Annotated in this window: 13 protein-coding genes; 7 read left to right on the forward strand and 6 right to left on the reverse strand. The window is 68.0% G+C overall.

The window, feature by feature from the left end:
• Positions 1-174: 174 nt before the first annotated feature.
• The gene (chrA, locus tag ACWPM1_RS02050) at positions 175-1,473 is read left to right on the forward strand and encodes a chromate efflux transporter (protein ID WP_455693179.1); all 1,299 of its coding nucleotides are present in this window, start codon (positions 175-177) and stop codon (positions 1,471-1,473) included.
• On the opposite strand, the gene ACWPM1_RS02055 is transcribed toward chrA, so the two are convergent.
• Entirely contained in the window at positions 1,438-1,695 is a 258-nt protein-coding gene (locus ACWPM1_RS02055) for a ribbon-helix-helix domain-containing protein (protein WP_455693180.1), read from the reverse strand. The genes chrA and ACWPM1_RS02055 overlap by 36 nt on opposite strands.
• 82 nt (positions 1,696-1,777) lie before the next feature.
• Between ACWPM1_RS02055 and ACWPM1_RS02060 the strand changes: the two genes are divergently transcribed.
• The gene (locus tag ACWPM1_RS02060) at positions 1,778-2,443 is read left to right on the forward strand and encodes a murein L,D-transpeptidase catalytic domain family protein (protein WP_455693181.1); all 666 of its coding nucleotides are present in this window, start codon (positions 1,778-1,780) and stop codon (positions 2,441-2,443) included.
• 13 nt (positions 2,444-2,456) lie between these two features.
• Here ACWPM1_RS02060 and phbB read toward each other — a convergent pair whose 3' ends face one another.
• Positions 2,457-3,179, reverse strand: coding sequence for an acetoacetyl-CoA reductase (gene phbB, locus ACWPM1_RS02065; RefSeq protein WP_455693182.1), 723 nt, complete (start codon positions 3,177-3,179; stop codon positions 2,457-2,459).
• A 115-nt stretch (positions 3,180-3,294) separates the two neighbouring features.
• Positions 3,295-4,056: a hypothetical protein gene (locus ACWPM1_RS02070; protein WP_455693183.1), complete on the reverse strand. Its 762-nt coding sequence runs from the start codon at positions 4,054-4,056 to the stop codon at positions 3,295-3,297.
• 342 nt (positions 4,057-4,398) lie between these two features.
• Between ACWPM1_RS02070 and ACWPM1_RS02075 the strand changes: the two genes are divergently transcribed.
• The 5 genes from ACWPM1_RS02075 to ACWPM1_RS02095 all read left to right on the forward strand — a co-directional run bounded on the left by ACWPM1_RS02075 (position 4,399) and on the right by ACWPM1_RS02095 (position 10,453).
• Positions 4,399-4,842 (forward strand): DUF3576 domain-containing protein, encoded by a 444-nt coding sequence (locus ACWPM1_RS02075; RefSeq protein WP_455693184.1) that lies wholly within the window; start codon positions 4,399-4,401, stop codon positions 4,840-4,842.
• A gap of 20 nt (positions 4,843-4,862) precedes the next feature.
• A complete protein-coding gene (gene leuS / locus ACWPM1_RS02080) occupies positions 4,863-7,382 on the forward strand; it encodes a leucine--tRNA ligase (protein WP_455693185.1) in 2,520 nt (839 codons plus the stop codon).
• Positions 7,379-7,876, forward strand: a complete 498-nt coding sequence (gene lptE / locus ACWPM1_RS02085) for an LPS assembly lipoprotein LptE (protein ID WP_455693186.1) — start codon at positions 7,379-7,381, stop codon at positions 7,874-7,876. Before leuS ends, lptE begins: the two co-directional genes overlap by 4 nt.
• Before the next feature lie 10 nt (positions 7,877-7,886).
• On the forward strand, positions 7,887-8,924 hold the full coding sequence (gene holA / locus ACWPM1_RS02090) for a DNA polymerase III subunit delta (RefSeq protein WP_455693187.1): 1,038 nt from the start codon (positions 7,887-7,889) through the stop codon (positions 8,922-8,924).
• Between the two features lie 632 nt (positions 8,925-9,556).
• Positions 9,557-10,453: a sugar transferase gene (locus ACWPM1_RS02095; RefSeq protein WP_455693188.1), complete on the forward strand. Its 897-nt coding sequence runs from the start codon at positions 9,557-9,559 to the stop codon at positions 10,451-10,453.
• A 3-nt stretch (positions 10,454-10,456) separates the two neighbouring features.
• On the opposite strand, the gene ACWPM1_RS02100 is transcribed toward ACWPM1_RS02095, so the two are convergent.
• From ACWPM1_RS02100 to ACWPM1_RS02110, 3 genes are read right to left on the reverse strand one after another with little or no spacing between them, the layout of a single operon-like run.
• The gene (locus ACWPM1_RS02100) at positions 10,457-11,011 is read right to left on the reverse strand and encodes an LptA/OstA family protein (protein ID WP_455693189.1); all 555 of its coding nucleotides are present in this window, start codon (positions 11,009-11,011) and stop codon (positions 10,457-10,459) included.
• The gene (lptC, locus tag ACWPM1_RS02105; protein WP_455693190.1) at positions 11,011-11,676 is read right to left on the reverse strand and encodes an LPS export ABC transporter periplasmic protein LptC; all 666 of its coding nucleotides are present in this window, start codon (positions 11,674-11,676) and stop codon (positions 11,011-11,013) included. Before lptC ends, ACWPM1_RS02100 begins: the two co-directional genes overlap by 1 nt.
• Positions 11,677-11,701: 25 nt before the next feature.
• Positions 11,702-12,322 carry a ribonuclease D gene (locus ACWPM1_RS02110; RefSeq protein ID WP_455693191.1) on the reverse strand — a complete coding sequence of 207 codons (621 nt, stop codon included), beginning with the start codon at positions 12,320-12,322 and terminating at the stop codon, positions 11,702-11,704.
• Positions 12,323-12,330 lie beyond the last annotated feature (8 nt).

Genomic DNA, 12,330 nt, shown 5'->3' on the forward strand with positions numbered 1-12,330 from the left:
GCTCCTGACGGGGCGAGAGGCGGGCGGACTTCTTCGGGAATCCGCCCGCTTTTCTTTGTCTTCCAGGCGCGTTAGACCTTGGCGGCACGGGGCGAAGCGGCCTCCCGTCCAAGCGCTTCGGATGCGCTCAAGCGTCGCGGTTCAGCGGGCGGTTCTCCGCCCGAAGGAGCGCGCATGAGTATCACCCCTACCCCATCGTTTGCCCAGCTGGTTCGCACCAGCGCCAAGATCGGCGCGCTGAGCTTCGGCGGTCCCGCCGGCCAGATCGCGCTGATGCACCGCGAATTCGTCGACGACCTCAAGTGGGTCGAGGAAGGCGCGTTCCTGCGCGCGCTTAACCTGTGCCACTTGCTGCCCGGCCCGGAGGCGCAGCAGCTCGCCACGTGGATCGGCTGGCGACTGCATGGAGTGCGCGGCGGCCTCGCCGCCGGACTGCTGTTCGTGGTGCCGGGCGCGCTGGTGATGCTGGCGCTGTCACTCTTGTACGTGGCGGCGGCGGGGCTCGGCTGGTTCGCGGCGCTGTTCCTCGGGATCAAGGCGGCGGTGCTGGCGATCGTCGCGCAAGCGGTCGTGCGGGTCGGCAGCCGTGCGCTCAAGACCCGGTTCAAGCTGGGGCTGGCGTTCGTTTCCTTCCTCGCGCTGGCGCTCGCGGAGGCGCCGTTCCCGCTGGTGATCGCGCTCGCGGCGGCGATCGGCGCGGTGGTCAGCAAGGTGCAGCCGGAGTGGCTCGGCGCGCACGCTGCGCCCATAGCGGCGGCCGAAGGGCCGCGCCGCGGCTCGCTGGTTGGCTCGACGCTCGCGACGATTGCCGTGTGGCTGGCGATCTGGGCCGCGCCGATGGCGCTCGTCGCGGCGACGCTCGGCACCGGCCACGTGCTGTGGGACGTCGGGGCGTTCTTTTCGCAGCTCGCAGTGGTGACTTTCGGCGGGGCCTACGCGGTGCTCGGCTACATGGCGCAGGAGGCGGTCTCCGGACTCGGCTGGCTCAGCGCGGGGGAGATGGCCGACGGGCTCGGGCTCGCCGAGACGACCCCCGGGCCGCTCATCATGGTCACGCAGTTCGTCGGCTTCCTCGCCGGCTGGCGCGAAGCCGCACCGCTCACGCCGCTCGCCGCCGCGGTGGCCGCCGCGGCCCTCACCACCTGGGTCACCTTCGCGCCATGCTTCCTGTGGATCTTCGCCTGCGCGCCGTGGATGGACCGGCTCGAACGCAGCCCCGCGCTGCAGGGCGCGCTGGCGGCTATAACCGCGGCGGTGGTGGGTGTTATCGCCAACCTCGCGCTATGGTTCGCCTGGCACGTGCTGTTTCCGGCGTTCGACACCTCGCAGCCCGGCCTCGGCTTCGATTGGCGCGCGGGGGTCATTGCGGCGGTCGGCGCGGCGCTGATCTTTGCATTGAAGCGCGGCATCCTGACGACGCTGGCGGTGTGCGGTGCGCTAGGGCTCGCGCTCGGGCTCGCTTTCCCGCTGTGACACCAGCCACAGGCGGATGGCGCCCGCCAGTCCGCAAGGTGTCGGAGAGCCGATCCGCTCCTCGTCGATTCGACCCACCAGTGCGTTGAGCGGGACCCCCTCCGCCGCGGCCGCTTGGCGCAGCATGTCCCAGAACAGAGGTTCGAGGCTGATCGAGGTCTTGTGGCCGGCAATCTCGACCGAGCGCTTTACCGGGGGGTGATAGGGCGCGGATGCGGACATCGCCCCAGCGCTACGGCGAACCTGTCGCTGGCACAACGGGGCGATACGGCGAGCGACAGGCAGGATTTGCTATGCCGCGCGAATGGACGAGGTGGGACTTCCATACGCCGCGCAGCGGCGGCGCTTTCTGGCCGGGGCAGGCATTGCCGTCGCCGGGCTGTCGCTGCCGTTGCTCTCGAGCGCCTTGCGCGAGGCCGCGCCGCGCGCCGCGATGCCCGCGACGCCGCGCCCTGCGCCCGACCTGACTATGCCCCGCCTCTATCCGCGCGCGATGGCCGCGCTCGAACGCCACGCGGACCTCATCGCGCACCGCGACCGGATCGCGGTGGTCGACTTCGCGCAACCCTCGCGCGAGCCGCGCTTCCATCTGATCGACCTCGAGAGCGGGCGAACAGACAGCCTGCTCGTTTCGCACGGCAGCGGTTCCGATCCCGACCGCAGCGGGTGGTTGCAGCGCTTCTCCAACGTGCCCGATTCGAAAGCCTCGTCGCGCGGCGCCTACCTTACCGGCCAGGCCTACGTCGGCAAGCACGGCCGCTCGCGCCGGCTCGTCGGGCTCGACCGCGACAACGACCTCGCCGAACCGCGCGCGATCGTGATCCACGGGGCCGACTACGTGAGCGAGGCGATGGCCTCGGCGCAGGGGCTCATCGGGCGCAGCCAAGGGTGCTTCGCGTTCGCTGAGGATGCGATCGAAGAGGTGTTGGAGCGTCTGGGTGAGGGGCGGTTGTTGTTCGCCTGGAAGTAGCCACCGGCCGCCGTCAGTACATGTGCTGACCGCCGTTGATGCTCATCGTCGAACCGGTCACGAAGCCTGCCTCTTCGGACGTCAGGAACACCACTCCGCGGGCGATTTCCTGGGCATGGCCGAGGCGGCCGACGGGGATCTTGGCGACGATCTTCTCGAGCACCGGGGGCGGAACCGCGGCGACCATGTCGGTATCGATGTAGCCCGGAGCGATGGCGTTGACGGTGACGCCCTTGCGCGCCCCTTCCTGCGCCAGCGCCTTGGTAAAGCCGTGGATACCGCTCTTGGCGGCCGCGTAGTTGACCTGGCCGTATTGCCCCGCTTGGCCGTTGATCGAGCCGATGTTGACGATGCGCCCCCAGCCGCGCTCGACCATCCCACCGAAGCAGGCCTTGGCCATGTTGAAGCAGCCGCCGAGGTTGATCCGCATGACGTCGTGCCAGTCGTCGTAGCTCATCCGCGCGAGCGTCCCGTCGCGGGTGATGCCCGCGTTGTTGACGACGATGTCGACCGGGCCGACTTCCTCGGTCACTCGCGCGCAGCCGTCGAGGCAGGCCTGGTGGGCGCCCACGTCCCACTTGTAGACCTTGATGCCGGTAGCCTCACTGAACTCGCGCGCCTTGGCGTCGTTGCCGCCGTAGTTGGCGACCACCGTGCGCCCTTGTTCCTTGAGCGCGAGGCTGATCGCCTCCCCTATGCCACGGGTACCCCCGGTGACGATTGCCACGCGTGCCATCCCAGCTCCTCTTTTTTTTGAGCGTTCTCTCCGCGGTCTTGCGTATAGGAACCGCACGCGAGCGCAAAGAAAAACCCCGCCGAAGCGGGGCGCGGCGACCGAGATTTCCGTAGCGTCAGAAGCGGAACTGGGTGCCCACATAAACGGCTTGATCGTCCCGCACCGCATCGGTCAGCGGGGCAAGCCGGTCGCGATCCTGGCTGAGGCGCACGCCCGCGGTCACGTTGAGATTCCGCGAGAGCCGATAACCTGCGCCGAGGTCGACCGCCTGCTCGCCGGCGCCCTGCAGGGTGCGTGGGCTGCTGCCGGCGCGAGAGGCCTCTTCCAGCGCGATGCGCGGCTGGAGCCGGCCCGGAGTTTCCTTCACGCCTTCGCGCGGCCGGAAGCTCGCCAGGTCGATCATCTCCACGCGCTTGAGATCGATCGTCGGTTCGGCAGTCTTGGCGAAGCTCTGGTAGCCGCGCGAAATACCGAGGTTGTAGCGCGCCGGGGCTAGGGTCGCGAGCGACGGGCCGAGCCCGGTATCGCCCTTCGCAGCGGCGATAGCACCGCGGACGGAAATGGCCCGCGCTTGTTCCGGATCGACGCGAATAGCCACGGTCACCGTACGGCCGGCTTCGAGGGTAGCCCCCGCGGGAGTGAAGCGCATCGCCTGTCCACGCGCAGCTATCTTGGCCGCTACGCGGCGAGCGATCGCAGGATCGCCGTTGGCCGGAGTGAACAGCCCAAGCCGGGTTATCGACGGGCGCGAAACGAACGTGTCGGTTACCGCGAGAACGGCCGTGGGCAGCCCGGTCAGCACAACCGCCGAAACGGCAAACGCAGCCAACCGGCCGGCCCGAGGATTCCTGCGGTCACGATTGCCGTCCAGCTTCACGATACCAGCCTTCGCATTCCCCAGAGCGACGCGTTTTGCCGCGCTTTCTAACCTGCCCGCCCTGAACGATCGATGAGCCGGGCTGGTTTCATCCGAAACCGACTCGCCTCGACCGACCCGGCGAACAACTGGGATAAGCCGACGCCGCCCCTTTCGCCAGCTTTTCCACAGGCATGCTCCCATTCCGGGGCAGGTGTTGCAGCGACCCCACAGAACCCCGCGCGCAGCCCGATTAAGGAGGCATTCACGGCGTGCCCCCGCTAGTGACGCACGACGCCTTGCCCGCATCGCGCGGGGGCACTAGAGGCTTTGCCGAATTATCATGAGGAACTCTCCTTGCGCATGACCGCCCTTTCGCGCGCCACCCGCATCGCGCTCGTTGCCGCCACCGCCACCGCCCTGTCGGCTTGCGCCAGCGGCCCGGACAAGCCGAAGGCCGACCTCGCCGCCAGCCAGGTCACCACGATCGGCGTCAACGCCTATCTCTGGCGTGCTGCGCTCGAGACCGTGAGCTTCGCTCCGCTGCTCCAGTCCGACAGCAATGGTGGCGTCATCGTGACGGACTGGTACACGAATCCGCGCAATCCGAACGAGCGGGTCAAGATCACCGTGTCGATTCTCGACCAGGATCTACGCGCCGACGCGGTGCGCGTGGCCGCCAGCCGCCAGGTCGCGCAGGCCGGCCAGTGGGTCGATGCCCCGGTCCAGGCCGCGACGGTTCAGCGCCTCGAGGACATCATCCTCAGCAAGGCCCGCGCGCTCCGGCGCCAGGCCATCGCGAGCTGATCGAAACAAAAGGTTCTCCCATGATTGACCAGCGTTTCGATCCGTCGGTGGCGGATGGGCGCTGGCAGCGCGCCTGGGACGAACGCCTGACGTTCCGCGCCGACAGCGCGTCGAACAAGCCCAAGAGCTACGTGCTCGAGATGTTTCCCTATCCTTCGGGGCGCATCCATATCGGGCACGTGCGCAACTACACGATGGGCGACGTTCTCGCGCGCTACAAGAAGCTGACCGGCCACGAGGTGCTCCACCCAATGGGGTGGGACGCGTTCGGCATGCCGGCGGAGAACGCCGCGATGGAAAAGGGCGTTCACCCCGGCGGCTGGACCCGCGCCAACATCGACCACATGAAGGCGCAATTGAAGCGTCTCGGCTTCGCGCTCGACTGGTCGCGCGAATTCGCCACCTGCGACCCGGAATACTATGGGCACGAGCAGGCGCTGTTCCTGAAGCTCTACGAGGCGGGACTCGTTTACCGCAAGGAGAGCGAGGTCAACTGGGACCCGGTCGACATGACCGTGCTCGCCAACGAGCAGGTGATCGACGGCAAGGGCTGGCGCTCGGGCGCGCCGGTGGAGCGCCGCAAGCTGAGCCAATGGTTCCTGCGCATCACCGACTTCGCCGAGGAACTGCTGGAAGGGCTGGGCAAGCTCGACACCTGGCCCGACAAGGTCCGGCTGATGCAGGAAAACTGGATCGGCAAGTCAACCGGCCTGCAGTTCGCCTTCGACCTTTCGAACGGCGATAGCCTTGAAGTCTATACCACGCGGCCCGACACGATCTTCGGCGCCACTTTCGTGGCGGTCGCGCCCGACCACCCGGTGGCGCAGGCCGTGGCGCTCAACAATTGCGAAGCGGGCAAGTTCATCGACGCATGCAAGCGCGGCGGCACGACCGCGGCCGAGCTGGAGACGGCCGAGAAGCTCGGCTTCGACACCGGCATCGGCGCGGTCCACCCGTTCACCGGAAAGCACCTGCCGGTCTACATCGCCAACTTCGTGCTGATGGAATACGGCACCGGCGCCATCATGGCCGTGCCCGGCCACGACCAGCGCGATTTCGAGTTTGCCACCAAGTACGGCCTGCCCATCCCGCGCGTCGTGGCGGCGAGCCCCGAGGACGCCGACAAGCCGTTTACGGGCGAGGCCGAGTCCGGCGAAGGCGTGGTCGTCAACTCCGACTTCCTCGACGGAATGAGCGTCGAGGACGCCAAGCGCGAGGTGATCGCGCGGCTCGAGGCGCAGGGGCGGGGGCAGGGCAAGACTGTCTGGCGGCTGCGCGACTGGGGTGTCTCGCGCCAGCGCTATTGGGGCACGCCGACTCCGTTCATTCATTGCCCAGCCTGTGGCATCGTCCCAGTTCCCGAAAGCCAGCTACCGGTAGTGCTCCCCGACAACGTCGACTTCGGGATGCCCGGCAATCCGCTTGAGCGGCACCCCACCTGGAAACATGTCCGATGCCCCGGCTGCGGCAGCTCGGCCACCCGCGAGACCGACACGCTCGACACGTTCGTCAATTCGAGCTGGTACTTCCTGCGCTTCGCCAGCCAGCCGGCCGACCGGCCATTCGACCGCGACGAGGTCGCCAAATGGCTGCCGGTGGACCAGTACATCGGCGGGATCGAGCACGCGATCCTGCATCTGCTCTACGCGCGCTTCTGGACCCGCGCGCTGCAGCGCATCGGCATGCTCGACTTCGCGGAGCCGTTCGCTTCGCTGTTCACCCAGGGCATGGTGACCCACGAGACCTACTCGCGCCGCGACGGCGACCGGGAGGTCTGGTTCGGTCCCGACGAAGTGGAGCGGACCGGAACCGGGGCGACCTTGTCGGCGGACGGCGGGCCGGTGACCATCGGCAAAGTCGTCAAGATGTCGAAGTCGAAGAAGAACGTCGTCGACCCCGACATGATCGTCGACCGCTTCGGCGCCGATGCCGTCCGTTGGTTCATGCTGTCCGACAGCCCGCCCGAACGCGACCTGCCCTGGTCGGAATCCGGCATCGAAGGCTGCTCGCGCTTCGTGCAGCGGTTGTGGCGGCTGTTTCAACAGTTCGATCAGACATCGAATGGCCCCGATCAAGCGCTTGATCGCAAGGTTCACCAGACCATCGACGCCGTCGGGCGGGACATCGAGGCGCTGGCGTTCAACAAGGCGGTGGCGCGGATTTACGAGCTCACCAGCGCCGTTGAAAAGGCCGAGGCCTCCGGCGTGCGCAGCCGAGCGATCCGCACGCTGGTCCAACTCGTCGCACCGATGATGCCTCATCTTGCCGAGGAAGCCTGGGCGATGATCGGAGGCGAAGGCCTCGTCGCCGAGTGCGCCTGGCCGGCCGTCGATCCAGCTCTGCTCGTCGAGGACGAAGTGACCGTGGCGGTGCAGGTCAAGGGCAAGCTGCGCGACACGCTGACTGTCGCCAAGGGCCTGCCCAATGCCGAGCTGGAGGCGCTTGCGCTGGCCTCGGACAAAGTCCAGCGTTCGCTGGATGGAGCGCAGATACGCAAGGTGATCGTGGTGCCCGACCGGCTGGTGAACATCGTCGCATGACCCGCGCTGCGCTCATCGCAGGGCTTGCACTCGCACTCGCCCTTGCCGGCTGCGGCCTGCAGCCGATGTATGCCGGCGGCGGCAGCGGCGTGGTAGGCCGCGAGCTGGCCGCCGTCGAAGTGCCGCCGATCGAGGGGCAGTCCGGATGGCTGGTACGCAACGCGCTGGTCGACCGGCTCGGCGCCGCCGGGCAGTCTGCGGCGCGCTACCGGCTTGACGTGCGCCTCGACGACAAGCTCGAAGGGCTCGGCGGGCTTAGCGACGACACGATAGGCCGCGAGCGCCGCACGCTTCGCGCGCGCTATCAGTTGGTCGACTTGTCCGACGGGGAGATCCTCGTCGATGCGACCGCGGGATCGGATGCTGGGATCGACGTCGTCTCGAGCGAATACGCGACGATCGCCGCCGAGCAGACGGCGCTCGAGAATCTCGCGCGGGAAGTCGCCTCGCAGATCACCACCCGGCTGGCGCTGACGCTGCGCAACCAGCAGTGACGGGCGGCCGATGAAGGCCAGCCAGAAGGATTTTGCCGCCGTCGCGCCCCGCGCGGTGCGGGCGTGCAAGACGTTCTTCTTCTGCGGCCCGGACGAAGCGGGCGCCGCGGCCGCGGCGCAGCGCGTCGCGGCCATGCTGGCGGAGCCCGGCGAACGGGTCGAACTGGCCGGCGGCGACTTGCGGCGCGACCCGGTCATCCTCGCCGACGAGGCGCGTTCCACTTCGCTGTTCGCCGGAGCGCGGCACATCGTCGTTCGCGCGACGGGGGACGAGGTGCATGACGCGTTGGCCAATCACCTGGCGGCGATCGATGCAGGCGAGGGCGAGCCGTGCCCGGTGCTGATCGTGGCGACCTCCGCCACCGACAAGTCGCGCACGGCCAAGCTGCTCGAGGCGCGGGGCGACGCGCTGGTGGCGATGTTCTACCCGCCCGACCTCAACCAGCTACGCGACTCGGTTCGCACGATGGGCGAGGAACTGGGCCTCAAACTGACGGGCGAGTTGGCCGCGCGCATCGCTCGCGCCGCCGGTCTCGACGTTCGGCTAGCGCGATCGGAAATCGAGAAGCTGGCGCTTTACCTCGACGCCAGCCCGACCGCTCCAGTCGCTGCGGATGCCGAGGCGCTCGATGCAATTGGGGCGCGGACCGAGGACGACGGCTCCATCCCGCTGGTGAACGTGGTGCTGGCCGGGCGCACCGATCGCCTCGCCGGTGAACTCGCGCGGATGCGCGAGCTGTCGCTCAACCCGGTCGGGCTGCTGCTCGCCTTCGAGCGCCGCACCGCGCAGCTAGCTCAGCTCAACGCTAAGCTGGGGCGAGGCGGAAGCCCGCGGGCGCTGGTCGAGGCGGAAACCAAGGCCCGCCGTGTGTTCTTCAAGGACCAGCACGATCTGGCCGAGCAACTCGAGCATTGGCGCGGGCGGAAGTTGGCGCGATTGGCGGCGCGGCTGATCGAACTCCACCGGTCGCTGCTCGCTAACAGCGCGGCCGGCGAGACCATGCTGGCGCAGGCGTTGGCGGGAATTGCCAGTGCTGCGCGCCGCTGAACTGGCTGACGCGAGGAGTGGACTCGGCCAAGGGTTGGTATTGTATAATTAACCTTGTTTCGGCACCCTCGTGCTCGACGGCGGGTTGGCCAGCACTCTTGCTCGCCGCGCCTCCCGGCGATGAATCGCGGAGCGTGAGATGAATGCCCCATTGAGACCGGGACCGACCGCGCCACGCACGATGCGCCCGCTCGCCCCGTCGCTCGAACGGCGGCGGGTCCGCCTGTATATCGCGGTGCTGCTTATCGACGTTGTGCTGTTGCTAGGCGCGTTCGGCTTGGTCGGCACACTCTACCGCGACGTTATCGGTGCGCGCTCTGTGCTTCAGGAGGGGCAACTGTTGTTGCCGTTGTACCTTACGCTGGCGCTCTATCAGCAAGCGTATTCGATCGGCGCCCTCAATGACTGGCGGTTCGGAGTGTGGCGCTCGCTGTGGGCTTTGGCCGTGGCCGCTGCGCTGCTCATCTTCATAACCTTCTTCACCAAGAGTACCGCCAGCTTCTCCCGGGTCCTGTTTACCGGCGGTCTGCTGCTCACCGCTCTGCTCATCGTCGCCAGCAGGCGTGCCGTGGCTGTGTGGATTGAGAAGACCTGGGGCACCGCCGTCACCAACCAGCTGCTGCTTAGGGCCGGTGGGGCCGGAGGTCACCCTTCGCGATGCCATCCGCATCGACGCTGCCGCGCATGGCTTGCGCCCCGATGCCGCCGATCCGCAGGCGCTGGACCGGCTCGGGCGTTACCTCGTCAACATGGACCGGGTCATCGTCAGTTGTCCGGCAGTCGACCGGCCCGCCTGGGCGCAAGTACTCCGCGCCGCAGGGGTGCGCGGAGAGGTGGTAAGCGACCGGCTGAACGAGCTCGCCCCGATCGGCCTCGCGGTCGAGGACGGCTGGACGTCGCTCATCGTCTCGGCCGGCCCCTTGGGCTTGCGGCAACGGGTGATGAAACGCGGGTTTGACATCGCCGTAGCGGTCGCCGGTCTCGTCGTCCTCTCACCGGTTATGTTGCTGACGGCGCTCGCGATCAAGCTGACTGATCGCGGGCCGGTGTTCTTCGTCCAGCGCCGGCTAGGCCGAGGGAACCGGTTCTTCGAGGTCTACAAGTTCCGCTCGATGCGGGCCGAGGGCAGCGACCATGACGGCGGCCGGTCCGCCGCGCGGGACGATGATCGGGTAACTGCCGTTGGCCGTTTCATCCGCCAAACCAGCATCGACGAACTGCCGCAGCTCATCAACGTTTTGAAGAGCGAGATGAGCGTGGTCGGGCCGCGCCCACATGCGCTGGGATCTCAGGCCGGCAAGAAGCTGTTCTGGGAGGTGCACGGCGACTACTGGCACCGTCACTCGCTGAAGCCGGGCCTGACCGGGCTGGCGCAGGTTCGCGGGCTGCGCGGAGCGACAGACATGGAGGTTGATCTCACCGACCGGCTCGGCGCCGACCTCGAGTATATTCGCGGCTGGAGCATCTGGCGCGATGCGCTGATCGTGTTGCAGACCGTGCGCGTGCTGGTGCATCCGCGGGCGTATTGAGCGCTAGTTCTGCGGCACGCTGAACGACCCGCTGACACGTCCGCTGCCGCTGCTGTTCACCGAACCGGTAACCGACGACGAGCCGTTGGCACGCCCATCGACACTGGAAATTCCGCTCCGGAGATCGATCACTAGCCGTCCGCCATTGAGCGTGTCGCCGCCGCGGTTGAGGCGCACGTTACCGGCCAACGTGATCAGTCGGCGATTGAAATCGTACACCGCGACCTCGCCCGCCGCGCGCTCGTTGCCCCGCGTGACCGTGACGCCCCCCGTGGCCGTGATACGCTGGATGCGCAGGCTGCCCGCGTCGGTGTAGTTCACCTGAGTGCGCGCCGCCTGCAGCCGCAGCCCCCCCTGAGTGATATCGACGCCGCCCGACAGCACCACGCGGTTCTGCCGGTCCTGCAGCTCGATGCGGTCGGCCGAGTAGTTGACCGGCGCGTTCGAGTTGTGCCCGGCGATGTCCTGCGCGCCCGCCTGGATGCAGGCGAAGGCCGCGGCGGTAGCGGCGAAGGCGCCCAAGCCCCAGCGGGCGGCGGTGTGGAGGTGAGCGTTCATCAGGGCATCCTCAGCTTGCCGGGCACCATGCGCAGCCGCGCATTGCCGGCGAGTGTCACTGTCCGGGCGTTGAGATCGGCCTCGAGCCGGTTGGCGGAGAAGGTTCCTGCGGGAATGCTGCCGGACACCCCGCCCGCGCCGACCAAGCGCTTGCCCGGCAGGTCCACCGATACCCCTCGCGCGGTCATCCGATAGCCGTCGGCCGCGGTCACGGTGACTCCGCCAGGCACGCCGACCACTTCCTCGCGAATATCGTACTGGCCCACCCCGGCGTTCACACTGGCTGGGCCTTCGGGCAGCAGGATGCGCGCGACGAGATCGCGCATGCGCACGATCCCCTCGGCGCCCGAGCGCTGGACGGCCTCGCCCGCGGTCAGCGAGAACGGACGGCCTTGAGCATCGGCGCCCCGGTACATCGCGTTGTCCACCCGCAGGCGCTCGTCGATCACTTCCACTTTGTTGCGGTCGAGCAGGAAGCTGATCTCGCCGCGGGGCGACAGCGGGGTGACGATCATCAGCGCCGCGATCACGCCGACGCCCATCGGCAGCGCGCGCGAGAGCACCCACACCACCTTGTCGTGCGATCCCCCGGGCGCGGCGAAGCGCCGCCGCGCGCCACGCAGCTCCTTGGCCTCCTGGGTCTCGATGCGGCGGGTTAGGATCATCGCAGTTGCCAAACGCCCCGGCGGCCTAATCGTGGCTGAATATGTCGCGATCGGCCCAGCCGGCGAGGTCCAGCAAGGCTCGCGTCGGAAGGAACGCGAAGCAGGCCTCGGCGATCTCGGTGCGGTGCTCGCGCTCGAGCCGCTGGGTCAGCACCTCGCGAAGCCGGTGGAGATACCGCACGTCGCTCGCCGCGTATTCGCGCTGCGCCTCGTTGAGCTCGGGCGCGCCCCAATCGGAAAGCTGCTGCTGCTTGGAGAGGTCGGCGGCGAGCAGTTCCGACACGAGGTTCTTGAGCCCGTGACGGTCGGTATAGGTCCGCGTGAGCTTGCTGGCGATCTTGGTGCAGAACACCGGCGCGGCCCAGAAACCCAGGTAGTGGTAGATCGCCGCAAGGTCGAAGCGGGCATAGTGATAGAGCTTCAGCCGCTTGGGATCGCCGAGCAGCGCCTTGAGCCGCGGCGCTTCGTATTTCGAGCCCGGCGAAAAGCGGACGAGATGCTCGTCGCCGTGCCCGTCGGAGAGCTGCACCACGCACAGCCGGTCGCGGTGCGTGATGAGGCCCAGCGTCTCGGTGTCGACCGCGATCGGGCCGTCGGCGAAAGTCAGCCCTTCGGGCAGGTCTTCTTCGTGAAAGTGAACGGTCATGCCCGCCG

The sequence above is a fragment of the Tsuneonella sp. HG249 genome (assembly GCF_053819205.1).

What these genes read in the sequence shown, in the direction of transcription:
- holA (WP_455693187.1), top strand. Translation starts at nt 7,887, where the DNA reads ATGAAGGCCAGCCAGAAGGATTTTGCCGCCGTCGCGCCCCGCGCGGTG.
- ACWPM1_RS02110 (WP_455693191.1), bottom strand. Translation starts at nt 12,322, where the DNA reads ATGACCGTTCACTTTCACGAAGAAGACCTGCCCGAAGGGCTGACTTTC.
- ACWPM1_RS02060 (WP_455693181.1), top strand. Translation starts at nt 1,778, where the DNA reads ATGGACGAGGTGGGACTTCCATACGCCGCGCAGCGGCGGCGCTTTCTG.
- chrA (WP_455693179.1), top strand. Translation starts at nt 175, where the DNA reads ATGAGTATCACCCCTACCCCATCGTTTGCCCAGCTGGTTCGCACCAGC.
- ACWPM1_RS02055 (WP_455693180.1), bottom strand. Translation starts at nt 1,695, where the DNA reads ATGTCCGCATCCGCGCCCTATCACCCCCCGGTAAAGCGCTCGGTCGAG.
- leuS (WP_455693185.1), top strand. Translation starts at nt 4,863, where the DNA reads ATGATTGACCAGCGTTTCGATCCGTCGGTGGCGGATGGGCGCTGGCAG.
- phbB (WP_455693182.1), bottom strand. Translation starts at nt 3,179, where the DNA reads ATGGCACGCGTGGCAATCGTCACCGGGGGTACCCGTGGCATAGGGGAG.
- ACWPM1_RS02100 (WP_455693189.1), bottom strand. Translation starts at nt 11,011, where the DNA reads ATGAACGCTCACCTCCACACCGCCGCCCGCTGGGGCTTGGGCGCCTTC.
- lptE (WP_455693186.1), top strand. Translation starts at nt 7,379, where the DNA reads ATGACCCGCGCTGCGCTCATCGCAGGGCTTGCACTCGCACTCGCCCTT.
- lptC (WP_455693190.1), bottom strand. Translation starts at nt 11,676, where the DNA reads ATGATCCTAACCCGCCGCATCGAGACCCAGGAGGCCAAGGAGCTGCGT.
- ACWPM1_RS02075 (WP_455693184.1), top strand. Translation starts at nt 4,399, where the DNA reads ATGACCGCCCTTTCGCGCGCCACCCGCATCGCGCTCGTTGCCGCCACC.